This is a genomic window from Shewanella submarina (assembly GCF_042646185.1).
Classification (GTDB): Bacteria; Pseudomonadota; Gammaproteobacteria; order Enterobacterales; family Shewanellaceae; genus Shewanella; species Shewanella corallii.
Map to the genome: position 1 here is coordinate 28,204 of NZ_JBHRTD010000006.1, position 23,097 is coordinate 51,300.

The 23,097-nt window shown below is 50.9% G+C and carries 19 protein-coding genes; 9 read left to right on the forward strand and 10 right to left on the reverse strand.

All coding sequences use genetic code 11. From position 1 onward, the window contains the following. Nucleotides 1–20: 20 nt before the first annotated feature. The gene (locus ACFOE0_RS03145; RefSeq protein ID WP_248935497.1) at nt 21–2,687 is read right to left on the reverse strand and encodes a DUF4397 domain-containing protein; all 2,667 of its coding nucleotides are present in this window, start codon (nt 2,685–2,687) and stop codon (nt 21–23) included. Between the two features lie 400 nt (nt 2,688–3,087). Between ACFOE0_RS03145 and cydD the strand changes: the two genes are divergently transcribed. From cydD to ACFOE0_RS03180, 7 genes are all read left to right on the forward strand, one after another. Next, on the forward strand, nt 3,088–4,869 hold the full coding sequence (gene cydD, locus ACFOE0_RS03150; protein WP_248935496.1) for a heme ABC transporter permease/ATP-binding protein CydD: 1,782 nt from the start codon (nt 3,088–3,090) through the stop codon (nt 4,867–4,869). After that, nucleotides 4,866–6,623, forward strand: a complete 1,758-nt coding sequence (cydC, locus tag ACFOE0_RS03155; protein WP_248935495.1) for a heme ABC transporter ATP-binding protein/permease CydC — start codon at nt 4,866–4,868, stop codon at nt 6,621–6,623. Before cydD ends, cydC begins: the two co-directional genes overlap by 4 nt. A 162-nt stretch (nt 6,624–6,785) precedes the next feature. Beyond that, on the forward strand, nt 6,786–7,076 hold the full coding sequence (locus tag ACFOE0_RS03160) for a DUF134 domain-containing protein (RefSeq protein WP_248935494.1): 291 nt from the start codon (nt 6,786–6,788) through the stop codon (nt 7,074–7,076). 2 nt (nt 7,077–7,078) lie between these two features. Next, nucleotides 7,079–7,558 carry a NifB/NifX family molybdenum-iron cluster-binding protein gene (locus ACFOE0_RS03165; protein WP_248935493.1) on the forward strand — a complete coding sequence of 160 codons (480 nt, stop codon included), beginning with the start codon at nt 7,079–7,081 and terminating at the stop codon, nt 7,556–7,558. A gap of 253 nt (nt 7,559–7,811) precedes the next feature. After that, on the forward strand, nt 7,812–8,522 hold the full coding sequence (locus ACFOE0_RS03170; RefSeq protein WP_248935492.1) for a cupin domain-containing protein: 711 nt from the start codon (nt 7,812–7,814) through the stop codon (nt 8,520–8,522). 91 nt (nt 8,523–8,613) lie between these two features. After that, a complete protein-coding gene (locus tag ACFOE0_RS03175; RefSeq protein WP_248935558.1) occupies nt 8,614–9,234 on the forward strand; it encodes a glutathione S-transferase family protein in 621 nt (206 codons plus the stop codon). A gap of 18 nt (nt 9,235–9,252) precedes the next feature. Beyond that, nucleotides 9,253–10,035: an MBL fold metallo-hydrolase gene (locus ACFOE0_RS03180; RefSeq protein ID WP_248935491.1), complete on the forward strand. Its 783-nt coding sequence runs from the start codon at nt 9,253–9,255 to the stop codon at nt 10,033–10,035. On the opposite strand, the gene ACFOE0_RS03185 is transcribed toward ACFOE0_RS03180, so the two are convergent. The 4 genes from ACFOE0_RS03185 to ACFOE0_RS03200 all read right to left on the reverse strand — a co-directional run bounded on the left by ACFOE0_RS03185 (nt 10,001) and on the right by ACFOE0_RS03200 (nt 13,622). Further along, complete coding sequence (locus ACFOE0_RS03185) at nt 10,001–10,942, reverse strand: LysR substrate-binding domain-containing protein (protein ID WP_248935490.1); 942 nt, start codon at nt 10,940–10,942, stop codon at nt 10,001–10,003. The two genes, ACFOE0_RS03180 and ACFOE0_RS03185, sit on opposite strands and share 35 nt — an antisense overlap. Nucleotides 10,943–11,119: 177 nt before the next feature. Continuing rightward, nucleotides 11,120–12,451, reverse strand: coding sequence for a DUF5666 domain-containing protein (locus ACFOE0_RS03190; RefSeq protein WP_248935489.1), 1,332 nt, complete (start codon nt 12,449–12,451; stop codon nt 11,120–11,122). A 291-nt stretch (nt 12,452–12,742) separates the two neighbouring features. Next, entirely contained in the window at nt 12,743–12,919 is a 177-nt protein-coding gene (locus ACFOE0_RS03195) for a helix-turn-helix domain-containing protein (protein WP_115136276.1), read from the reverse strand. Between the two features lie 166 nt (nt 12,920–13,085). After that, the gene (locus tag ACFOE0_RS03200) at nt 13,086–13,622 is read right to left on the reverse strand and encodes a nuclear transport factor 2 family protein (RefSeq protein ID WP_248935488.1); all 537 of its coding nucleotides are present in this window, start codon (nt 13,620–13,622) and stop codon (nt 13,086–13,088) included. 140 nt (nt 13,623–13,762) lie between these two features. Between ACFOE0_RS03200 and ACFOE0_RS03205 the strand changes: the two genes are divergently transcribed. Next, entirely contained in the window at nt 13,763–14,647 is an 885-nt protein-coding gene (locus tag ACFOE0_RS03205) for a LysR family transcriptional regulator (protein ID WP_248935487.1), read from the forward strand. 56 nt (nt 14,648–14,703) lie between these two features. Here ACFOE0_RS03205 and ACFOE0_RS03210 read toward each other — a convergent pair whose 3' ends face one another. The 3 genes from ACFOE0_RS03210 to ACFOE0_RS03220 form a co-directional block, all read right to left on the reverse strand. Then, entirely contained in the window at nt 14,704–16,278 is a 1,575-nt protein-coding gene (locus ACFOE0_RS03210) for a BCCT family transporter (protein WP_248935486.1), read from the reverse strand. Nucleotides 16,279–16,617: 339 nt separating this feature from the next. After that, on the reverse strand, nt 16,618–17,865 hold the full coding sequence (locus ACFOE0_RS03215) for a NupC/NupG family nucleoside CNT transporter (protein ID WP_248935485.1): 1,248 nt from the start codon (nt 17,863–17,865) through the stop codon (nt 16,618–16,620). 21 nt (nt 17,866–17,886) lie between these two features. Continuing rightward, the gene (locus ACFOE0_RS03220; protein WP_248935484.1) at nt 17,887–18,444 is read right to left on the reverse strand and encodes an NAD(P)H-dependent oxidoreductase; all 558 of its coding nucleotides are present in this window, start codon (nt 18,442–18,444) and stop codon (nt 17,887–17,889) included. A gap of 654 nt (nt 18,445–19,098) precedes the next feature. Here ACFOE0_RS03220 and ACFOE0_RS03225 point away from each other — a divergent pair. After that, on the forward strand, nt 19,099–19,458 hold the full coding sequence (locus ACFOE0_RS03225; RefSeq protein ID WP_248935483.1) for a 50S ribosome-binding protein YggL: 360 nt from the start codon (nt 19,099–19,101) through the stop codon (nt 19,456–19,458). 153 nt (nt 19,459–19,611) lie between these two features. Here ACFOE0_RS03225 and ACFOE0_RS03230 read toward each other — a convergent pair whose 3' ends face one another. Next, nucleotides 19,612–21,687 (reverse strand): methyl-accepting chemotaxis protein, encoded by a 2,076-nt coding sequence (locus ACFOE0_RS03230; protein ID WP_248935482.1) that lies wholly within the window; start codon nt 21,685–21,687, stop codon nt 19,612–19,614. Between the two features lie 27 nt (nt 21,688–21,714). Beyond that, the gene (locus ACFOE0_RS03235; protein WP_248935481.1) at nt 21,715–22,914 is read right to left on the reverse strand and encodes an ABC transporter substrate-binding protein; all 1,200 of its coding nucleotides are present in this window, start codon (nt 22,912–22,914) and stop codon (nt 21,715–21,717) included. Nucleotides 22,915–23,097: the final 183 nt, after the last annotated feature.

The following is a 23,097-nucleotide window of genomic DNA, read 5'->3' on the forward strand; positions in this document are numbered from 1 at the left end:
TTTGTCTCGCTAGGATTGAATTAATTACTGTTGGTAAAGTCGTCCAGCAGAATCACTCCCAGTGGTGTTCCGCCACCGGTATTGTCCACTGCAATAGCGCCATAGATACCTGCACCGGCAAGGCTCAAATCCAGTGGGCCAATGGCCACTGTTTTGGTGTTGGCTGCGGTAACCTGGAGTACATAGTCCCCTGGCATTACTTTCAGTACTGAGGTTGTGGCACCAAATGGTACGTCTTCCAACAGTGGACTTGCTTCGCTGATGTCATTGCTGGCGGTGACATAAATATCCACCATGCCAGCACTGGCCGAAGCATGGGTAATACGAACCTTGGCTTCCGTTGCGACTCTGCGTCTGTCCTCTTCAACATCCAGGATCTGAATGGGGACAGAGAAAGGTGAAGTGTCGTCAGCTGCAATCAGGGAGTAACTCATGCCAAGCATGGTAGAGAAGGCTGCGTTATCCAGCACGACCACACTGTTGTCGGCATCGGCGGCGATGGTCGCTGTGTAGTCTCCGGTGGCCACGCTGACATAATCGGTGAATGACTTGAATGCCATTGCATCAACCGCAGGTGTAGTACTGCCGTTAAGGAACACATCCACTGCCGGTGCATCGGCAACAGCGTGAACTACCCTAATGGCGCTCTGGCTGCCAGCATCCCGGATTTTCACCGCAGGAGTGTCTTCATCTGTCACCGCCAACAGAGCTACCGGTGAACTGCCTGTACCTGTATTGGCGATGGCTGTCAGCAGGTAATCCTCACCGGCACTCAGGGCCACAGTGCCCGAGTCATACACAGGGGTCATGCTATCTTTGGCGGTAATACGAACCTGATAATCACCGGCTGTAATTTCAAGAGGGTCACTGTTCTGACCAAAATCTACCGCACTCAGAGTGGGCGAGGAGAGCTCAGCTCCCGGCGCTGTCACATAGATATCCACCATGCCTGCGTCAGGCGCAGCATGCAGAACCTGTACTCTGGTGTAACCATCGGCGATCTGTGCCATCTCATTGGCAATAAGTTTGAGCGAGACGGTATCAGGCTTGGCAAGGCTACCAATCGCCACCGCTTTATAACTGGTATCACGCATCGCATCGAAAGAGGCTGACAGCGCATCAACCTGGGACGTGCTGCCGTCTGGCAAGCGGGCATCCACTGTGACGCTGTATGACTCAGGGGCGATGTCCAGTTCACCGCTGGCTACCGCGTAGCCTACGTCGGACAAAAGTGCTGCACCATTCACATTGACGTTGACCGCAGGGGCATCGCTGATCGCGTGTACTACCTGCAGATCGGTACTAGGGTTGAAGTCATCCAACAACATCACGCCAAAGGGAGTGCCGCCACCAGTGTTATCCACTGCAATGGCACCGTAGATACCTGATGCTTTCAGGTCGAGTTCCAGTGGGCCAAGAGCCACATCTTTGGAGTTGGCAGGCGTGACCTGCAGAACATACTGCCCAGGAGTGACCTTAAGTACGTCTGTAGTGGCACCGAAAGGAATATCTTCGAGCAAAGGGGAGGCTTCGCTGATATCGTTGGTGGCTGTGACATAGATGTCCACGGTTCCCGCAGTGGGTGAGCCATGGGTAATACGGACTTTCGCTTCTGTCGCAACCCTGCGTCTGTCCTCCTCAACGCCCAGGATCTGGATTGGAACGGAAAAAGGTACTGTGTCGTCGACGGCAATCAACGAGTAACTTTTACCCAGCATGGTAGAGAAATCTGCGTCATCCAATACCACCACACTGTTATCAGCATCGGCTGCGACCTTGGCTGAGTAGTCACCTGCGTCAACACTCACGTAGGGTGTAAAGGATTTAAACTCCAGAGCGTTAACCGCAGGGGTTGTGGCATCGTTAAGGAACACATCCACTGCCGGTGCATCGGCAACAGCATGAATGACACGAATATCGCTTTTGCTGCCAGCGTCGGGAATTAGCGTCGCTGGCGTTTCTTCATCAGTCACAGCGAGCAGGCTGACAGGCGAGTCTCCGGTGCCTGTGTTGGTAATCGCCGTCACCAGATAGTCTTCACCCTCAGCCAATGCAAGGCTTCCTGAGTCATACACGGGAGTTTTGCTGTCTTTGGCAGTTATGCGGATCTGGTAGTTGCCGGCTGCGACTTCCAGTTGTTCACTGTTCTGGCTGAAATCAACACCACTGAGTGTCGGTGTCCCCAATTCTGCTGCAGGGGCGGTGACATAAATATCGACCATGCCGACAGCGGGAGCTGCATGCAGTACCTGAACCCGGGTGTTGCCGTCGGCAATATCCTTGTCTGGGTTGCTAATGAGTTTCAGGGAGACAGAATCTGAATCGGCCAGACTTCCTATCGCCACTGCCAAATAATTAGTTTCGTTCGCTGCAGTGAATGAAGCGCTTAAGGCGTCTACTGTGGACGTTGACCCGTCAGGAAGTATTGCTTCAACGCTGATGTCATAGCTGGCAGCGTCAACTTCTGACTCTGCACTTGCCGCTGTGAAGTCTACGTCAGAGAGCAGCAGGCTACCGTTGGCCTTAACGTTAACCGCAGGCGCATCGGCGATGGCATGGACCACCTGTAGCTCAGGTTTGTCTGGCTGAGGTGGGGGAGGAGGAGTGATGACGGTATCGTTATCGTCGCTGCATGCACTCAACACCAGAGCTGCGGCGGCTATCATAGAAAAGCTGAGTTTCTTCATTGTATGCCTCATGTCTTGGTTGGCGGCGATCAGCAAGCTGGTCGCTGGGTCATGAAAGGCTCCATGGAGGGGTTATTGAATCAGCTTCAGGGTCAACTGGAGGCTGACAACATACCCTGAATTGAAACTTGTAATACCATTGAAACCAGCTTGGATTACGTTTAGTTATATTAGCAAGATCAATAAATTATCTATTGCTGAACCCTGTGAGCTGAACCTGCGTATAACATCTAGTCCCTCCTTGGATTCCAGATCCAAAGAGCATGGTGAACTGTGTTTAATGATGTTTGATCCAAATCAATTTTTGTGAATTCCCTAACATTTCCTATGCCCCAGGTTTATTCCATCAACGAGTGCTGCGATACTGCCTGCCGATGTTGAAGATGTGATGCGGATCCCAATGGATAAATCGCTGGAAAAACAATTAACCACCTGGCTGAGAAAACAGAAGTCAGCCTGTGGCATGTTTTTACACCTGTCGGTGTTGATGGGTGTACTCAATGGTGTAGCCCTGGTAGCTCAGGCCTGGCTGGTGGCGAGTGTGCTGCAGGGCGTGATCATGGATAACCTGCCTGCAGGTGAATTCAGTGAGCAGTATATGTTGCTGGCCGGACTGGTTCTGGTACGTGCAGTATTGGCCTGGAGCCGGGAACGTCTGAGCTTTCAGGCTGGGCTGCGGCTGCGTAAAACCATACGCGCGGCGGTACTGGATAAACTTGAGCGCCTGGGGCCCGCATTTATCAAAGGCAAACCCGCTGGCAGCTGGGCCAGTGTTGTGCTGGAACAGGTAGAAGATCTGCAGGACTTTTACGCCAGATATCTGCCTCAGATGAGTCTGGCTGCTTTTATTCCTCTTATTATCCTGGTGATGGTGTTTCCCCTTAACTGGGCCGGTGGCGTGATCCTGCTGGCAACCGCCCCCCTGATCCCACTATTTATGATTCTTGTTGGTTGGGGAGCGGCTGACGCCAACCGCAGAAACTTTGCCGCGCTGTCACGTCTGTCAGGCCACTTTATGGACAGGCTCAAAGGGCTGTCGACTCTTAAGCTTTTCTATCGGGAGCGGCAGGAGCTCAAGCAGATTGAAGCAGCCTCTGAAGAGTTTCGCAGCCGCACCATGTCAGTGCTGCGCATGGCGTTTTTAAGCTCTGCCGTGTTGGAGTTTTTCGCTGCCGTCTCTATTGCTGTACTGGCCGTCTACTTTGGCTTCAGCTATCTGGGGCACCTGGACTTTGGTCATTATGGCGCCCCAATTACCCTGTTTACCGGCATGTTTGTGCTTATTCTGGCGCCCGAGTTTTATCAGCCATTGCGGGATATGGGCACTCACTATCACGCCAAGGCTCAGGCGATAGGCGCAGCTGAAGCCTTGATGGAGCTGCTGGAGCATCCCGAACCTGATACCCAGGGTAAGCAGAGCGTGACAGGGCCGCTGACACTGGTAGCTAAAGAGCTCAAGGTGATGAGTATTGATGGTCAGTGTTTGCTGGGGCCGGTGAGCTTTATGCTGGCACCGGGTAAACATTTGGCGCTGGTGGGACCGAGTGGTGCAGGTAAAACCTCATTGATTAGCGCACTGTTGGGTTTTTTGCCGATAGAAGGCGAACTTACGGTGAACGGCATTGCCTTCGGGGATTTGGATAAGTCCAGTCTGCGAAAGCAACTGGCCTGGCTGGGTCAGGAGCCTCAGCTGTTCCACACCAGTATTCGCAATAACGTTGCTCTGGGTAACCCTGAGCTGACAGATCAACAGGTGATGAGTCTGCTTGAACGGGCCTGTATTGGTGATTTTGTTTTGGGCCAGAGCGCTGGGCTGGATTACCCCGTGGGAGAGCAGGGGCAGGGACTGTCTGTGGGACAGGCGCAGCGTATCGCCCTGGCAAGGGCATTGGCGCAAAATGCCAGCCTGTATCTGTTGGATGAACCTACCGCCAGCCTGGATAGCCTGAGTGAACAGCTGGTGCAAAAGGCATTGGCCGAAGCCATGGCAAGCAACAGCAGCCTGATGATTACCCACAGATTGGAAGAGCTGCAGCGCAGCGATGAGATTCTGGTGATGGATAAAGGACTTATCGTGCAGCGGGGAGACTTCGAAACTCTGGCTGCAACTCAGGGCCTGTTTGCTGAAATGTTGTCCGAGTCACGTGACAAAGGGATTGAGATCCCGGGAGTTGAGTCATGAAATCGCTGCTGCCCTTTATTCGTCTGTTCCGCCGCCAATGGTTGATGATGCTGGTGGGCGTGGTGCTGACCATTACGACTCTGATGGCGGGTATAGGCCTGCTGTCTCTGTCGGGCTGGTTTCTGTCAGCTACGGCAGTAGCGGGTTTGACTGTTGCCACCGCTCAGGCATTTAACTTCTTTACCCCAGCCGGGGGCGTGCGCTTTTTATCGATAATGCGTACCGCCAGTCGCTATGGTGAACGTCTTTCTACCCATGAAGCCACTTTCAGGCTACTGACGGATCTGCGTATCTGGGTATGGCGCAAGCTAATGCCCTTGTCGGAGAAAAACCTGGCCGGTGTTCGTCGGGGCGATCTGCTCAACCGTCTGGTCGCGGACATAGATACTCTGGATCATATCTACCTGAGGCTGCTGACACCTTTGGGTGGCTCACTGCTGATGATAGGCCTGCTGTATCTGTTCCTCAGCATGTTTGATACCTCGCTGGCCGCAGCGCTTTGTGGTGCATTACTGCTGGCCTGGCTGGCATTGCCGCTGGTGTTTTATATGTTGGGGAAAACGCCGGGCCGCAAACTGGTAGCCAGTAAGCGAAGCTATCGTGTGGAGCTGCTGGAGTTCCTGCAGGGGCAGGGAGAACTGACTCTGTTTGGTGCGCGGGATGCTTATCGTACCAGGCTGGACAGTGCCGAGCAGGCTCTGCTCGAAGCGCAAAAGTCCATGGCCGGTGTGACCTCTTTAAGTCAAAGTGCGCTGGTATTGGCCAGTGGTGGCGTTGTGCTGCTGATGTTGGCACTGGCAGCCAATGGTGTGGGAGACAATATTCCACCCGGGCCTTTGTTTGCCACCATGGTGTTTGCCGCTATGGCCTGTGTTGAGCTGTTGATGCCTCTGGCCGGCTCGTTTCAGCATCTGTCTGCCTGTATCATGGCCGCAGAAAGGGTGACGGAAATTACTTCCCAGAAGCCGGATATTCAGTTCCCTGAAGTGTCGGGTGCCAGTCTGGTGTCCGGGGCATTGCAGATTTCAGACCTGGATTTCAGCTATCACAGCGATGGCTCACAACCAGTACTTAACGGGTTCAACCTGACGGTCAGAGCTGGTCGTAAGGTCGCGCTGCTGGGACAAACCGGCTGTGGTAAATCGACCCTGTTGTCATTAATCACCCGCCAATGGCAGCCCGATACAGGTAGCATTTTGTTGGATGGTCATCAGATTACTGATTTTACTCAGGCAGAATTGCGCCGGGGGATCTCTGTGGTCAGCCAGAGGGTATATCTGTTTGCCGGTACTCTGAGAGACAACCTGGCCATTGCTTTAATGCCGGATGAAAATGGCAAGGCTCCCAGAGTTGATGATGAGCAGCTGTTGCAGGTGCTTAACCGTGTGGGACTGCAAACACTGACTCAGGGCGACAAGCCACTGAATACCTGGTTGGGTGAAGGCGGTCGCCAGCTTTCCGGCGGTGAATTGCGGCGTATCGGTATTGCCCGGGTACTGCTGCGGGATGCTCCTTTGCTGCTGTTGGATGAACCGACTGAAGGTCTGGATAAGCGCACAGAGCGCGAGATCCTGGCCTTGCTGTTTGAGTTCGCCAGAGACAAAACGGTACTGATGATCTCTCATCGTCTGACCGCCATGGCGCAGATGGATGAGATCCACCTGTTGGAGCAGGGGCGCATAACCGACTCAGGCACCCATGAGAGTCTGCTGACGAACAACAGTTACTATCAAAGCCTTTATCAGAGACTCTGATTATCTTCTCGACAATTAAACGGCCTGCGGGCCGTTTTTTTTGTCTGTTCCAACTTGCTTACTTATTGATTTTTGGCGTTCGGTCACTGATTTTGATTTAAACAGATAACAGAATGGTTATTGGCGTATGCCAGAAACTCATCTGAAGATCAGGGAGGCCCAATGGCCAGACCCAAGAAATGCCGGCATCTGAGTGCCCATGTTCCCTGCAGTTTGTTTAAACCCAACGGCATACCCGGCTGCGAGCTGGAAAAGCTAATACTGGATGCAGACGAATTTGAAGCCTTGCACCTGGCCGATGTGATGAAGCTGCAACAGCTGCAGGCTGCCGAGCGTATGGGTATTTCCCGGCAGACCTTTGGCAATCTGATAGCAAGTGCCAGGCATAAGGTGGCCAGCGCCATTATTGAGGGCAAAGCTCTGGTTTTGCCACAACCAACACAGGAACAATAAGCATGATTATCGCCGTACCCGTGAGCCGGGGAAAACTGGCCAAACACTTCACCAAGGCCCCTCAAATTGTGTTTTTCAACGCTGAGCATCAGTTGCTGGAAACGGCAGAAAACCCGGCAATGGCTGGTGGCTGTGCTGCCAAAAAAGCTATGCTGAACCTGATTAAATCCAGGGGTAGTACCATGGTGCTGGTGGACCAGATTGGTGAACGTATGCTGGGTAAATTGTTGGCGACTGGGGCGGTAATCAGTAAAGGCGACAGTGGCCAGCCACTGGATCAGGTATTGGCGACCAGCCAGGATAATGCCAGATTTCTTACTGCAGCCGATCAGGGCCGGCCTTCGTTGAACCATGCCAAAAAGGGCGGTTGTGGTGGTGGCTGTGGTTGCGGCGGTCATAAGTCCAAAGAGGAACCCGTCAGCCTGATGACGCCGGTCACTGCCGTTTCTTCGTTGAGCTTCAGTGGTTTTAAGAAAATCTGATGGGTTAAGCTGATATTTCCCTGAGCCCGTCCCGCCAGGATGGGCTTTCAACCTGATTGCTCTGCTGTTGTTTGCTTGCACGATTTGCTTTTCGAACGGGCAAGGTTGCACGCTTCCTCCAAAGTTGCACACAGAGCTTCCCCACAAAAGAAAATCTATCTCGAGAGGCAATTTATTGTGCCTCGTCATCCCTATATTCCCTGCCTAGACTGTGAAACCAGATACCAAGGTTACTAAGTCGGAGAGCGGGACCATGAGCACCAATCAAACCCAAGATACCAAGAAAACTGCCAGTCAGGCCTGGATAGAGCTGAATGCTGATTTCAACAAGGCTGTGATTATCCCAGCTGGAGAACTGGAGTACTCACCAACGCCAATGCTGGGGGTGCGCCGCATGATGTTTGAACGTGTCGGTGATGAAGTGGCCCGCCGGGCAACCTCATGTGTGACCTATGAAGCGGGCAGTAGTTTTAAGGCTCACAAGCATCCGGGGGGCGAGGAGTATCTGGTGCTGTCAGGGACCTTCTCTGACCAGAGAGGAGACTTCAGCGCAGGTTGGTATGTAAGGAATCCTTTGAACTCCAGCCATGCTCCATTCACCCATGAAGGCTGCGAGATATTCGTCAAACTCTCTCAGGTGCCCGATGAGGAGGCCGAGTATCTGGAGCTGGATACCAACACCGCCGAGTGGCAGCAGGTTTCCGCCAATGAAAGTCGGTTGAACTTGTGGCAGTCGGAGTATGAGCACACCAGCTTGCACAGGGTGACAAAAGGGTATCGTCACAAATTCCAGGCTCAGGATGTACTGGAGCTGTTTGTGGTGGAAGGCGCTGTCCGGGTGGACGGCAAGTTGTTGAAAGATCACTCCTGGTTACGTCTGCCACCTGAGTCCATTGTGCTGGTTGAGGCTGAAGAGTCGGCACAGTTTTACCTCAAAATAGGCCGCGGAGCCGTTCGCTTCTAGGCGATCTAACTTAATACAAACTCAACTTTTAATTGTTAATCAAAAATAAGGGGCGTTTCGGCGTCAGGGGGAAGTTATGTCTGAACAAATAATACAGGTTTACGAAACAACAGGTTTTCCAAATCCAGCCAGAGTCAGAGCGGCGCTGGCCTACAAGGGAGTATTGGAACAGGTGGAATTCACTGAGGTGGATGTGATGGCCAAGGCCCACAGAACCCCTGAATTCTACCGAATCAACCCGCTGGGCACAGTGCCTGTACTGAGAACCTCAGAGGGAGAGTATCTGTCGGAAAGTACCGCTATTACCGAGTATCTGGATGCCAGATTTCCGCAGAAAAACCTGACCGGAGAAAGCCCCCTTGAACGGGGACAAATCCACATGATGCAACGTCGCGCGGAAGCCATGGTGATGGATGCTGTAGGCGCCTATTTTCATCACGCTACTGCAGGTTTGGGCCCGGAGTTGGAAACCAATCAGTGCCAGGAGTGGGGACGGATACAAGAGGCTACTGCCTCGAGAGGTTTTGCTTACTTTAATGACGTGCTTGCAAAGCACGACTATGTGGCGGCAGACAGATTCTCCATGGCGGATATCACATTGTATTTTGGTCTGGAATTTGCTGATTTTGCAGGAATAGACATACCTTTGACACTGTCCGCACTGGCGGCATGGCGTGAGCGGGTTAAGGCGATACTCCAATCCAACGGGTGATAGAAGGGGGAAATGAATATGGACGTACAGGCTTTTTATCATGAAACCAGTGGCACCTTCACCTATGTGGTATCGCAGAATGGTGAAGCTATGATTATCGACCCGGTACTGGATATCGATGGTAATGACTTTGACACCCACTTTGCCGATAAGCTGATAGATTATCTGGCAAAAGTAGGCGCCAGGCTCAAGTATCTGCTGGAAACCCATATTCATGCCGACCACTTATCCGCAGCACCTTACCTGAGAAGTAAGCTGGGGGGCCTGATTGGAATAGGGAAAGGGGTAGAGGCTGTGTATTCAAAATGGGAACAGTCACTGGAAGGCAAGCCATTAGCTGGATATGACCTGTTGCTCGACAATCACAGCCAGTTGATGTTGGGAGGTGACAGGATCGGCGTCATTGCTACCCCGGGTCATACCGAGTCATGTGTTTCTTATCTGATCAAGGATGCTCTGTTTGTCGGCGACCTGTTGATGAGTCCGTCCAAAGGAACGGGCAGGGCAGACTTTCCAGGCGGTAGCGTCGATGAGATGTTCGCGTCAGTTAAGTGCCTGTATCAATTGCCGGATCAAACCCGGGTCTATCTTTGTCATGATTATCCCGGGGAGGGCAATGATGCGGTCAGTGATAAGCCTTTGTCTGAGCACAAGCGGTGCAATGTGATGCTCAATGCACAAACAACTGCGGAAGGGTTTAAGGGCGTTAGAACAAAAAGAGATGCAGGATTAGCTGCACCTCGCATGCTGGATTTGGCCGTTCCCTTTAATCTGACTTACTGTGCGCCTCGCAGTATTTAGGGGTCAACTGTGCTTGTTCAATCAGCCACTCCTTTAATAACTCTACTACTCTGGTGATGGGCTTGTTTTCAGGCCACACCAGATAGTAGGCCATCTCTGAGGTCATCCAGAAGCTGTCGGTACCAAAGGGACAAACCAAGTTACCTGACTGGATATCCTCTGACACCAGCACCTCACGTCCCAATGCCACGCCCTGGCCGCGAATGGCGGCATCTATTAAGTCTGCAGAGCTGTTAATTTTAAGGCCGTTGAGCTTTGGCTGAGCAAGCTGCTGGCTTTGGTGCCAGGATTGCCAGCTGGGGTAGGCCGGGTTGTTGGCAACAGACATATCGTAAAGTATCGGATAATCGGCGAGTTGAGCCGGGTCGCTAAGTCCCTGATGTTGCAGCTCGGGAGCACATACTGGGAAAACCCTTTCTTTCATCAGCAGACAGGAGTCCAGAGCTGGCCAATCTCCCTGACCATAACGTATGCCTATATCTATGCCCGCCGCCTGATAGTCCATCAGTTGAATACTGGTGTCGATATTCAGGCTGGTGTCCGGATAGCGTTGCTGGAACTCGGCCAGTTTGGGCATCAACCACTTACTGGCGATAGAGGGACTCAGGGCGAGGGTTACCTGCTCGCTGCCGGGACTCTTCAGCAGATCCAATCCCTGAGTGAGATGCGCCAGTCCCTGCTGGAATTCAGGCAGTGCCGTTTCTGCTTCCGGTGTTAAGGTTAACCGGCTTTGACCAGATTGGCTGCGAACAAACAACTTGATGCCCAACCAATCTTCCAATTGTCTGACTTGCTGGCCGACGGCGGCCGGGGTGACATTTAACTCCTGGGCGGCAAGCGCAAAACTTTTGTGTCTGGCGGCGGCCTCAAAGGCTCTGATGCCGTTGAGGTGGGTCAGTCTGTGCATCCCTGAATTGGCTCCAATTAATGATTTTCCGTGAAAGAGAGGATTGGTATCAGTAATAAAGAAGTTAAGGCAGATAGTGCTGCTAGTCGAGTGATTCCCCGAATGTTTTGTCTGTCAGTCTGGAAATGTAGGTAACAAAAAGGCGCCACATGGGCGCCTTAACATTGATATCGAGGGTTAGTCGTTGTCCTGCTCTACGGAGCAGTTATCCAGCTTGTTGTCAGGAGTGCGATCGCACTCTGCTTCAACCTGTTTACCAATATACTGGGCCAACTGATTGTTGATGACCTGATAACCCAGCAGAGTTGCGGAGAAGCCAACACCATCGACAACTTTGCCTTCCAGCTCTACACGGGAGGTGTCAATTTCGTCACTTTCAACTTCCTGAACCAGGTAGTCGTTACCCTGTTGGTAGCCAGAGAATTCAACCCACTCGTTGGTAAAGCTACGATCTTTATTCAGGCCATCTTCAAACTGAGTGCGGGGTGATACAAAGAATGGAATATCATTCATAGTCATCACGCCGGTATCGGCGTTGTAATCAGCATAGCCCTGAGCTTCAAATTCAGGCAGCTCGATGCTGACATCGTTATCACCATCAAATTCAATTTCATCGGCGTTCAGGCGCATGGCATTCAGATCCCAGCTACCTTCAACTTCAACCATCACACCTGGCTTGAGCATGGCTTTGCTGCCATCTTCAAACTGGGTACTTTGCTGGATGCCCACGGCCAGGTTCTGATTCACTACCATATGGCTTAGATCCTGAGCTACCCAGCTGATGCGGCCTGCCACTTCAACATCACCGTCTACATGGTCGAAATCCGGCGTATCGATTTCTACAGTGGCGCTGTTAATTGTCAAGTTCGTGAGTTCACCAGCAACTTCCTGGCTGCTCATCAGGCCTTCGGCTTCAACCCAGGTGCCGTTTTTAAGGGCTGTATTGGCTTGGCTCAGATTGATGGTCACTTGACCCAGCATAAAGCTGGTTTTGGCGTCATTCAGTTTGGTAACCGCGCCTTCCAGAGAGCTTTCAGTGTCATCATCGGCTGCGATGTAAGTGGCCTGAATACGACTGCTGTCCAGAGCGTACCCACTCACTTCCACCATCTGCTTCAGTTTAAACTGGCTGATATTGTTGACGCCCAGAATTTCAAAGCCAGCCACTTTCAGTGTTTTGCCATCATTGAATGACACAGGGGCGGTCAGCAGATCATCAAACTGAACGGTATCCACTTTACCATCTACACCTGTCTGCACAGTCAGCAGCATACCCACATGCAGTTGTTCCAGCAGGTTGGCACTGCGGCCTAAAGCTGCACCTTTGAAATCCAGCTGGTGGTTGCCAATAGTTGCTGCACCTGTGTCTTTGTTCAGGGCGGTCAACTCACCTGAGATCAGGCCAGGCACTGCTTCCGGTACCGGTGGATTAACCGGACCTTCATCGTGACCGCCACTGCAGGCGCCGAGGGAAGCAACCAAAGGGAGCAACAACAACTTGGATTTCATAGTGGGACTCTCTGTATATGGGGTTAAAAACCCGCGCAGTGTAGTCCTCAATGGGCGTGTTGGCGATACCCCGTCCTGGGGTGATACATATGATACAGAAAGGGTTTTCAGCGGTTTATAGGGTAAGTTATTGAAAATTGCTTTGTGAGTTCTGTTGCTGTTCACAAATTGATGTCTGATTGTGATTTTAATCTCTTTATTAATATTTAATGAAAGTCAGTTTGCAAACGCGACTGTTACATATGTAAAAAAAAGAGCCCGTAAAAGGGCTCTTTAATCAGTGTTAACGGATTAGCCGAGGCGTTTGGAAAACTCCAGATAACGCATAACTTCCGGCTCAGGAAATTTTAGTTCGTCACCGTCCTGCACGCTGCTGAGCAGATTCTCTCTGGCATAGCGTTTAATCGTGGTTGGTGACTGACCCAGAATTTCACAGACTTCGTCAAGAGATAGCAGTTTGTCACTCATACAGGGTGTCCTCGTTGTCCTTATTGCCAATCTGATTAGAGTATAGACAAGGATATTTAGCCTGTTGCGAAACTATCGGCATAAAAAACGGATACTGATTTACCTTGGGTATAAGACCTGCTCCAGAAGCAAGGCAGGGCTGGTAAATATATAGTTGGCTGGATAACTAGAAGCTGAGGTACTGATAGCTGGCATCAGTTTTATCTCGCTTGCCCCGGTATTTATCTTCGAAGCTATCAGCCCAGATGGCGCTGGCGGTGAGATTCTGGTTCCAGTCGAAAACCGTATTGCGATGGATAATTTTCCACTCGCCTTGTCGACGCTCAAAACGGAAGTGGTGACGACCGCCCAGAATCCCCTCTTTATCAACACCGTTTTCTTCATGTACATGGTAAGCCCAGACATAAGCCTCAGCATTTGCTGTATCGCCTTTCACTTCAATCAGAGGGTTACTGATCCTGTGCTGGGTCGCCTTCAAGGCTTTAAATCCTTCCATCGCCGGAGCAACGAAAGCGTGGGCATTGTCATTGTAGAAAAACAGATCAGGGAATATAGGGTCCTGATGTTCCTCAATGGCATCTTCCCAATAGGTAGACTTCATCAGCTCGCCATCGACGCGATCCAGTGCCCGGGCGAATTTATACATGACTTCAGTAATGGCTTGCTTGTCGAGCAAAATTTGCAGTTGTTGTTGCAGAACCATGGTGTGCCTCTTTGGTTGCGAATTGAAACTGAGGCCAGTCTACTCCCGTGAATAAGTAATAGAACCCAGCCCAAATGCATAGCATCTATTCCTGCTGGGAATATAATTCTGGTGTTGAAGTTAAGGTGAAGCAGGACGTTATGGATAAGATTACGGCGATTCGGACCTTTGTACGTGTGGTGCAAAGCCACAGTTTTTCCGCGGTAGCCAGAGAGCTGGGTAGCTCGCAGGGGACGGTCAGTAAACGGGTGGCGGCGTTGGAGGAGCTGTTGGGCATTCGTCTGCTCAGTCGCTCCAGTCGGGAGCTGCAACTTACCCCTGCCGGAGAGGAGTATTACCACCATGCGCTGGCGATGCTGGAAGAGTTGGATGAGTTGGAGTCGAGGTTAAAAGGGGATATCAGCAGGCCAAGAGGTATGCTCAGGGTGGCCGCTCCTGTGGCTATCGGAAGAATATTACTGGCACCTGTCGTTAAAGAGTTTCTGGAGACCCACCCCGACATCCAGCTGAGCCTGTCCCTCAGTGATGCTCATGTCGACCTCTTGAGTGATGGTATTGATGTCGCCATTCGTGCCAGTCAATTGGAAGACTCAAGTTTGGTGGCCAGGCCATTGCTGGCCAATCCAATGGTGGCGGTAGCGTCTCCCGGTTATCTGCAACAGGCCGGTGCCCCGGAGCATCCCTCAGAGCTGACTGCACATGCCTGTATCAGTTACTCCCGATTCAGGTCGAGTCATCTATGGCAATTTCATCGGGGGGAAGAGCAGGTTTCGGTGCAGGTGGGTGGGCGGTTGCAGTGTGACAATGGTGACACTTTGCTGGAGTTGGCGCTTGCCGATAACGGCATTGCACTGTTGCCCGAGTGGATGCTGACGGCGGCGCTGCAAAGTGGACAGCTGGTGAGAGTGCTGTCAGCTTATCAGGCAAGGGAGCTACCTATTAATGCTGTGTATCTGAACCGTCGCTATGTGCCGCTTAAAGTGAAGTGCTTTATCGACTTTGTGAAGCAAAGGCTGGAGATATGATGGATTGCCACGACCCAGGGTTTCAGGGGCGTGGCATCTGCTCATACGGATTGGTATTAGTTATCGAGGTTGATCCCCTGATTTTTAGCCATGACTCTGGCCATTTTGGGCGCGTTCCATAATGAAGGCAGCAGTATCAGTGAGACCGGCACCGCCGTAATCACGATAAAGGATTGCAGCGCCTGAATGCCTCCCGACCCCAGGGAGATCAAAATCAGTGCGGTAGCACCCATCATGATGCCCCAAAAGCTGCGGATAATCGCATTGGGTTCAGTCTCTCCGCTGATCACTACGCTGATGGTATAGGTCATGGAGTCACCTGTGGTGACGATGAAAACCGTGGTCAGTATAAGAAACAGAATAGAGATCAGCATAGGCAAAGGCAGTTGCTGAGTGATCGCCAACAGAGCTGCCGGCAGGTTAAAGCCTTCAAATGCGCTGCTCACTGAACCCGGTGAAGCAATTTCAAATGCCAGACCTGAGCCGCCCACAACAGTGAACCAAAAGCAGGTAATAACAGGGGCGATAAAGCTGATGGCCAGCACCAGTTCCCGTATGGTTCTGCCCCGTGAAATGCGGGCGATAAATATCGCCATCATAGGACCATAACCCATAAACCAACCCCAGAAAAACACAGTCCACCAACTGAGCCAGCCCTCATCGGCACGATAGGTCGCCATAGGCACAAAGTTATCTATCATGCTGCCCATGCCATGCAGGTAGCCGTTGATAATAAAACTTGTTGGGCCAAAAATCAGAATATAGGCGAGCAGGGCAACAGCCAGAATCACGTTATATCGACTGAGTATTTGAATGCCCCGGTTTACGCCACTCAGAGCGGAAATGGTGTAGATCACAATCGCCATCAGGATCACAATAAACTGGGTAGTGAAGCCGTCCGGAATCTCAAACAGAGCGTTAAGAGCATAGCTGATCTGCAGTCCCAAAAAGCCGATGGGGCCAATGGTTCCCGCTGCCACAGCGACAATACAGCAGGCATCAATGGCGGCACCCAGAGGTCCCTTGAGTACACGTTCGCCAAAAACCGGATACAGCAAAGTTCGCGGTTGCAGTGGCAGGCCTTTGTCGTAATGCAAATGCATCAACACAATTGATGTGAGACTGCCCAGAATAGTCCAGGCGAGAAAGCCCCAGTGCATAAAGGCTTGAGACAGAGCATTGAAGGCCATCAGGGTGTTGTTATCTTCAGTGCCAAATACCGGCGGAGGAGTGACATAGTGGGCGATAGGCTCGGCGGCTGCCCAGAATACGCCGCCTCCGGCCAGCAGGGTACAGAGTAATATCGCCATCCAGCGGAAACTGTCTATCTCAGGCCTGGCCAGACCGCCGAGACGCACGGCTCCGGTGCGGGCTACTGCCAGGCCAATGGCGATAATAAAAGTCATCAGCATCAGCAATTGCCAATAGGGGCCGAATACGCTTTCAGACCAGGCAAAGCCTGTGTTGACCAGTTGGGACAGCAGAGCCTTGTCATACAGGGCGAGTGCCACAAACAGAGTGAGAAACCCACCACTGAGCCAAAAGGCGGGGTTATTGAGGCCCAGTTTCTCCACCAGAGTTTTCGGCGGGGTAACGGACGCGGCTTTTATAGTATTGCTTGCAGTCGACATGATGCTTTCTCCCAGCATTGTTGGCTTAGTCGCACATACCTGGGCCTGCATCTTTCTTGAAAAAACATAAACAGACAGTAACGATCAGCTCTTTAATGAGTATTGGTGATGACTCCCGGCCCTTACGCCGATAATCCCGAATGAATTAATCGACATGGTACAGAAATTTTTCTTGAATCTCAGTTAAATAGTTTGCGGTCTTGTTTGTATTTTGGTGTGAGTTTGTAGTGATTGCTTGACGGGGGAAGGGAGAGCAGAGTATTGAGCAAGTTAGAATATAAAAACAAGAAGGGCATAGCCGATCGGCTATGCCCTTGTGATTATTAATATCAGCTTTGATTAGAAGGCCATAAACAGACCGACAATAGTGGCAGACATCAGGTTAGCCAGCGTCGCTGCCAGCAGTACCTTCATACCCACAGACGCGATATAGCCTGATTGACGCGGGATCATGGTGCTCAGCGCTGCAACCACCATGGAAACTGAACCTATGTTGGCAAAACCACACAAGGCTACCGTCAGTACAGCAACAGTTTTTGGAGACATGGCTTCACCTGTGGCAGCAACCAGAGTCTCACCGTCGATGTAAGGCGCGAAACCTGCGAATGCCACGAACTCGTTAAGTACCAGCTTCTGGGCAATAAAGTTACCGGCAACGGTGGCCTCAGCCCATGGGATACCAATCAACCAGGCCACTGGTGCAAACAGGTAACCCAGGATCAGTTCCAAAGTAAGGTTTTCCTGACCAAACAGACCACCAAACCAACCGATAATACCGTTCAGCATCTCCATCAAGCCGATACAGGCAATCAGGATGGCACCAACCACAACGGCAATCTTCAGACCATTGATAGCGCCTTTGGCGATAGCATCGATAAAGTTGGTTGGCTTTTCATCGTCCGGCAGTTCAGGCACGTCATTGACCGGGGTTTCGGTTTCCGGAATCAACAGCTTGGCGAACAGCAGGCCAGCAGGCGCTGACATAAAGCAGGCCATAACCAGGTATTCGATATCTACGCCCATACCGGCCAGACCGGCCAGGATAGAACCTGCGATAGACGCCAGACCACCTACCATGATGGCGAAGATCTCTGACTTGGTCAGGTATGGGTGAAATGGTTTGATAAACAGTGGCGACTCGGTCTGACCACACACAGTGTTGGCGATGGAGTTCATGGATTCGGCCTTGGATGAGCCGATAATCTTTTGCAGACCGCCACCCAGGATTTTAACGAACAGCTGCATGATGCCCATATAGTGCAGCAGGCTGATCAGGGCCGAGGTAAAGATAATGGCCGGCAGTACCTGGAAGGCAAAGATAAAGCCCAGGTTTTCTACCTGGAAGGTCACCAGGTTACCAAATACAAAGCCGATACCTTTAGAGGCATAGCCCAATACGTTAGACACACCGTTAGAGATAGACAGCAGTACGCTGGCACCAAAGTCGGTGGCCAGTACAAAACCGGCGACAGCTAGCTGGATAACCAGAGCGCCACCCACGGTGCGCCAGTTAATACGGGTTCTGGCGTTGGAGCAAGCGAAGCCCAGCGCCAACAGGGCGATAATGCCAAGTAGGGATTGCAGCATGGTGAAGATACCTGTGAATGCTTATTGATTAATTTGGTTGATTGCCTGAAGCAGTTGCTCAGTATGCTGACGGACCAGTTGCATAACCTGATCTCTGTTGCCGCCTTCACTTTCAGTAGAGTTCATCTCGAAAGTGATCACCTCATCGACAATGGCCATTTGTGCAGCCTTGATGGGGTGAATTGCAGCTTGCAGATACTGAGGCAGAGGAAGGAAGTTAAACTCTCCTTCGCTGTAAGAATTGGCTGTCGCACCACAGGTGATGGACAGAATAACCCGCTTGCCTTTGAGCTTGTCGCCCTCTGGACCAAATGCGAAGTTGTAGGTAAAGACTTCGTCGAACCAGATTTTCATTATTGCCGGGTAGGTCGACCAGTACAGTGGAAACTGGAATACTATGGTATCGGCGCTCAGCAAGGCGGCCTGTTCGGCAGCGATATCGATACAATAATCCGGATACAGTTTATCCAGCTTACGGACTGTAATGTTGGACTCGTCGACCAACAGATCCAGAATGCCTTGGTTGGCAACGGACCGCTCAAGGTTTGGATGACCAGAGATCAGCAGGGTGTTATTCACATTTGCTCCTGAAGGCCGGGTGGCCGAACAGTATTTAATCTAAATTGCTGGTTTTATCGGCGGGTTTGGTAATTCAATTTCACTTTTAAGAATCAACTTATTTAGAAGCCAGGTTTATCAGGCTTAATTCAGTTTTTATTCTATTTGGTGTTGTTTGATTACCTATCCAGAAATAATTGCGTCATCCATTGAACAGGCCCGATAAAATCGGGCGCTAATATTACATAAGAGATAATTAGTGTGGATACGAATTAGTAAATTATGGAATTAACGTCACAATTAAATTTCTATTTTTATTTCTTAATATGGCGCGACTGGTCATATCTATTTGTTTTTATTGTGATTTGCTGGTTTATTTGTTGGCGAGTGATTCGGTTGGTCGCCTGGGGGTTTAGCTTTTTTATTAATGTTTCATTTGCTGGTGGTAATTCACTCTGAAAATGAAACTGGCTTTCATATTTACACGCTGCCCATACTAATTAAGGTCAAAAATGGTAACTTCAATACATAATCTCTTGTTTGCTTACACGGCTATATCTTTCGGGGGAAAGTGTGTTTTAGAGGTTAACTTTAGCTCTGGCAGAGGCTTCTGCTGTTGCTGCCTGGCTGGAGAGTGGTATGCTTGCTGCGATTTTGAATTTCCAGAGGTAGAAAATGAAACTGGACAAAGTAGATAACAAGTCCCGCCGCCTGCGTAAGAAGCTTTATCTGGGTGAGTTTGCCGTGTACGGTTTTCAGCTGCAAAGTCAGCTGACCTGCGATACTGAGCAGGAATATGACGAATTCACAGATGAGTTGATGGCGCTGCTGGAATCCCGCGAATTGTGCTGTGTTTGTGGTGCATCAAACGGCGTATGTGACGCCATTATCATGCCGGAAACCCGCTATGGTTCTCCTTCCGAAGAAGACCGTCAGGTATTGAATGATTGGTTGAAAGGGCACGCTAAAGTGACTGAGTTTCAACTGGGCGAGCTGCTTGATCTGACCTACGGCGAATTTGCTGATTTCAGTTAATGGCTGAACCGCTTAGGTTAATGACAGGGCTCCTCAGGGAGCCCTTTTTGTTAGCGCTGACAATTTGCTCTGCTTCTTCAGGTCACTCAGGCTGAGGGGGCGGAAGGCCTGAGCCGTGGGGCGAGCTTTTGACTGTGAAGGGTTGAAACAGGGTTACTCCCTGGGTTCGCCAAATCGGAACTTCTCAATCATTTCCAGCAGATCCGTAGATTGCTGTTTTACCTCTTCGAAGTTCGCATTTACCCGCTGCAGCATAGCAGCACTTTGCTGATTGGTTGTCTCGACACTGCCCATGGCGTTATCGACAAACTGCACCTGCTGCTTCTGCTCCTGCATCGCCTGCATCACTTCCTGAACATTATCCCTGACATTGCTGCTGGATACAGTAATCTGCTTCAGCAGCTCTCCTGACTCTGTAACCAGCCTGGTACCTGATTCCACCTTTTCCAATGAATCCTCAATCAGCTCTGAGATCTCTCTGGCAGCTCCGGAGCTTCGCTGAGCCAGCCCCCGAACCTCACCGGCGACGACACCGAAGCCCCGCCCCTGCTCACCGGCTCTGGCAGCTTCAACTGCCGCGTTTAACGCCAGCAGGTTGGTGGTGAAGGCAATTTCATCAATAACACCAATAATATTGGACATTCGGTCACTGGCTGCGGAGATCTCCCTCATTGCCTCAATAACATCTTCAACTACCTGCTCACCGCTGGCGGCAAATTCATGAGCCTGTTGGGACAGCTCGCCGGACATCCGGGTTTTGTCCAGGGTGTTTTCAATGGAGGAGTGCATTTGTGACGTAGCGGCAGAGACGTTTTCTACCTGACTGAGCTGGGCATTGATCTTGTTGTCCAGCACTGACGTTTGCTTGGCTGCAGACAGGCTGGCCTGGTCCAGCTTTCCTGTGACAGCAGAAACTTTAATGATGGCGGCTTCTATAGTGGCGACAAACTGGTTGAAGTTGTTGCTGATGTCCGACAGCTCTTTGACCTTGGGAGCACTCAGTCGAACAGTTAGATCGCCTTCCCCTCTGGCTATGTTTTCAAGTGCCTGAGACAGGCCATTGAGGCAGTTGGTGATATAGCTGGCCACCACAAAACCCATCACCAGGACAAACAGTATGACCCCAGTACTGATAGATAGCAGTAAGGATCTGCTTTCCTGTGAGTCTTCCAGAGTGGAGCTGTTGATCTGCTGGCGGGAGTCAAGCACCTGAGCTTCAACCTTACCAAACACTGTGTCCAGCTGTTGACTGGATGCTGAGGCCTCGAAGATAAGGTTGACTATCTGCTCGTCTATGGTCAACAAAGCCAGCTTTCTTTGGTAGATGGAGTCCTCATCACCGAAAGCAATGGCCACAATCTCCTGAAGTCGTTTGTCTATATCCGCCAACAGTGCGCTGTGCTTGGTTGAGCTGCTCATGTCTTTGTTGACCAGTTTCAGCAGGGAGTTCAGTTCGTCGATGGCCTGCACTGCCTGGTTGTTCTTGATGCTGAGTAATTCATCGATACTGCTGGTACTGAACAACTCCCAGGTGATGGAGATAAGGTATTGAGAGGTAAAGCTTAGCTTTTCGATATTGGCGATAGATGCAGATTGCTTGCTTCCCAGATAGTTATTGGTGGATTCAAACAACTTTCTGGCACTGTCAGGATCATTTTCATCAAAACCCGCAGCTGCCAGCCTCTTCAATCTACGTTGCTGCAAACCGATAGAGAGTTTCATTTTTCCCTGGAGCTTGGACAGGGCCTTTTCCAGTTCTGCAGCGCCTGAATTAAAGTTGGTTTGCAGCGTACCTAACTGCTGTTTCTGTGCCAGATACTCCCCCTGCCTGATGGCGATATTTTCAGTATCGGCAAACAGCTTGTTGAAGGATGAGCTCAATCTGGACATCTGTTGTTTGTCTTCAAGGGCTTTTCCCAGCTTCGATGAAGCTGAGTCAAATTGCTGTTTCAAAGGTTTCGCCGGTGGCAGGCTTTCAAGCTCTGCCATTTGTTTAGTTGAGGTGATGTTACTGATGCGGGTGAATAGCCCATTGACCGACTTGTTAGCCGCAATAATGGCTTCTTGTGCACTGGAGATGGTTGAGATCTGATGTATCCCCTGCACGTTTTTTTCGGACATCATCATAGAGAATGCCAGCAAAACGCCTGTTGCTCCTAAACTGGTAAGCACCAGAAACAGCATCAGACCTTTAATGGAGATGAATCTTGCTTTGCCGGCAGTCTTCATAAGTGAGCTCATTCAGCGTGACTAAGGCTAAATATCAGACCAGTCCAGTACCACGTACTCGCCGTTTTTGATCCTGGTGGGCCATACCTGATCGCTGGCCTGATGTTTGTCTTCGCTGAGGGACAGTGGGACGCCTATACCCATATCAAACTGATTCAGATTATTCAGTCCGTCGACAATGTTCTCTGGAGAGCTGACGCCATTGGCATTCTGAATCCCCATCACCAGCATTTTGGCTGCAAGATAGCCTTCAAGAGAGAGGAAGCCGGGCGCGACCCCATTGCCATACTTCTGCAGATCGCTGCGAAACTCCTTCACGGTATTGAGTGATGAATTAAAGTGAGGAACCACCTGAGTAACGATAATGCCCTCAGATTTATCTCCCAGTTCCTGCTTCAGAGGAATGCTGCCTACAAAGGATACGTTTAAAAACAGGGCGTTGGGTAACTCGTCTTTCGCCAGCTTAATGAACTCAGCGCATGGCTTATAAGCCCCAACCATAATGATGGCTCTTGGCTCCACATCGGCACTCAATACGGTTAACAGACCTTCTTCCACATTGGTGGTGTTTCTTTGATAACGCCCGTGGGCCAGAGAGTCTGTATTACTGAAGCCGTTACGTTTCAGCGCACTAACGCCACCGCTGTAGCCTGCATCCCCATAGCCATCTTTTTGGGTAAAAAAGGCGATCTCTTCCGGTTTAATCCCCTGAGCCAGCAGGCCATCAATCATGGCTGCGGTTTCCTGGGCGTAGCTGGCGCGATAATTGATAACGTAGCGGTCCGGCGGGTCTTTGCGCAGCAGGCCTGCACCAGTAATGGCGCCAACTAATGGCGTTTTCATTTTGTTGGCAATAGGAACTGTCACCACTGCTGTTGGGGTACCGACATTCCCCAGCACCGCGAACACTTTTTCCTTTTCTATCAGGTGCTGCATATTATCGGCGGCTTTATCAGGCTCGTATCCGTCGTTCAGTGCAACCAATTGCAGGGATTTACCATTAATCCCTCCGGCAGCGTTAACCTTCCCGAAATAGCTTTCGACCCCGGCCTTTACATTGGTCCCCAAACCCTGAGCCGGGCCTTCCAATGCCGTCGACATACCAATCTTTATGGTGTCAGCCTTTGACTGAGGGAGGTTGACAGCGATCAGGGTGAATACTGATAACAGCAGAAATGATACCTTGGGTTTCATGCTGTTCAGTGCACTCAGAAGTCCTGGGTTCATACCGAGTAAGCCTTATGTTGGATAAAGTACTGTAAATATAGAACATGGTTCTGGAAGTGTGAGGCGGACTGGTGGCAGCAGGGTATAAGCGCAGAATTGTTTGTCCGCATTGCCGCGATCAGTTTGTTGTTAACTGGCTGATTTTTAGCTGATTGAAGAGTTTGCTGATATTGGGGCTGACTG

Coding starts and splice junctions, on each gene's coding strand:
- ACFOE0_RS03235 (WP_248935481.1), bottom strand. CDS start 22,914: ATGAACCCAGGACTTCTGAGTGCACTGAACAGCATGAAACCCAAGGTA.
- ACFOE0_RS03205 (WP_248935487.1), top strand. CDS start 13,763: ATGGATAAGATTACGGCGATTCGGACCTTTGTACGTGTGGTGCAAAGC.
- cydC (WP_248935495.1), top strand. CDS start 4,866: ATGAAATCGCTGCTGCCCTTTATTCGTCTGTTCCGCCGCCAATGGTTG.
- ACFOE0_RS03160 (WP_248935494.1), top strand. CDS start 6,786: ATGGCCAGACCCAAGAAATGCCGGCATCTGAGTGCCCATGTTCCCTGC.
- ACFOE0_RS03215 (WP_248935485.1), bottom strand. CDS start 17,865: ATGCTGCAATCCCTACTTGGCATTATCGCCCTGTTGGCGCTGGGCTTC.
- ACFOE0_RS03180 (WP_248935491.1), top strand. CDS start 9,253: ATGGACGTACAGGCTTTTTATCATGAAACCAGTGGCACCTTCACCTAT.
- ACFOE0_RS03230 (WP_248935482.1), bottom strand. CDS start 21,687: ATGAAGACTGCCGGCAAAGCAAGATTCATCTCCATTAAAGGTCTGATG.
- ACFOE0_RS03200 (WP_248935488.1), bottom strand. CDS start 13,622: ATGGTTCTGCAACAACAACTGCAAATTTTGCTCGACAAGCAAGCCATT.
- ACFOE0_RS03210 (WP_248935486.1), bottom strand. CDS start 16,278: ATGTCGACTGCAAGCAATACTATAAAAGCCGCGTCCGTTACCCCGCCG.
- ACFOE0_RS03190 (WP_248935489.1), bottom strand. CDS start 12,451: ATGAAATCCAAGTTGTTGTTGCTCCCTTTGGTTGCTTCCCTCGGCGCC.
- ACFOE0_RS03185 (WP_248935490.1), bottom strand. CDS start 10,942: ATGCACAGACTGACCCACCTCAACGGCATCAGAGCCTTTGAGGCCGCC.
- ACFOE0_RS03225 (WP_248935483.1), top strand. CDS start 19,099: ATGAAACTGGACAAAGTAGATAACAAGTCCCGCCGCCTGCGTAAGAAG.
- cydD (WP_248935496.1), top strand. CDS start 3,088: ATGGATAAATCGCTGGAAAAACAATTAACCACCTGGCTGAGAAAACAG.
- ACFOE0_RS03145 (WP_248935497.1), bottom strand. CDS start 2,687: ATGAAGAAACTCAGCTTTTCTATGATAGCCGCCGCAGCTCTGGTGTTG.
- ACFOE0_RS03195 (WP_115136276.1), bottom strand. CDS start 12,919: ATGAGTGACAAACTGCTATCTCTTGACGAAGTCTGTGAAATTCTGGGT.
- ACFOE0_RS03165 (WP_248935493.1), top strand. CDS start 7,079: ATGATTATCGCCGTACCCGTGAGCCGGGGAAAACTGGCCAAACACTTC.
- ACFOE0_RS03170 (WP_248935492.1), top strand. CDS start 7,812: ATGAGCACCAATCAAACCCAAGATACCAAGAAAACTGCCAGTCAGGCC.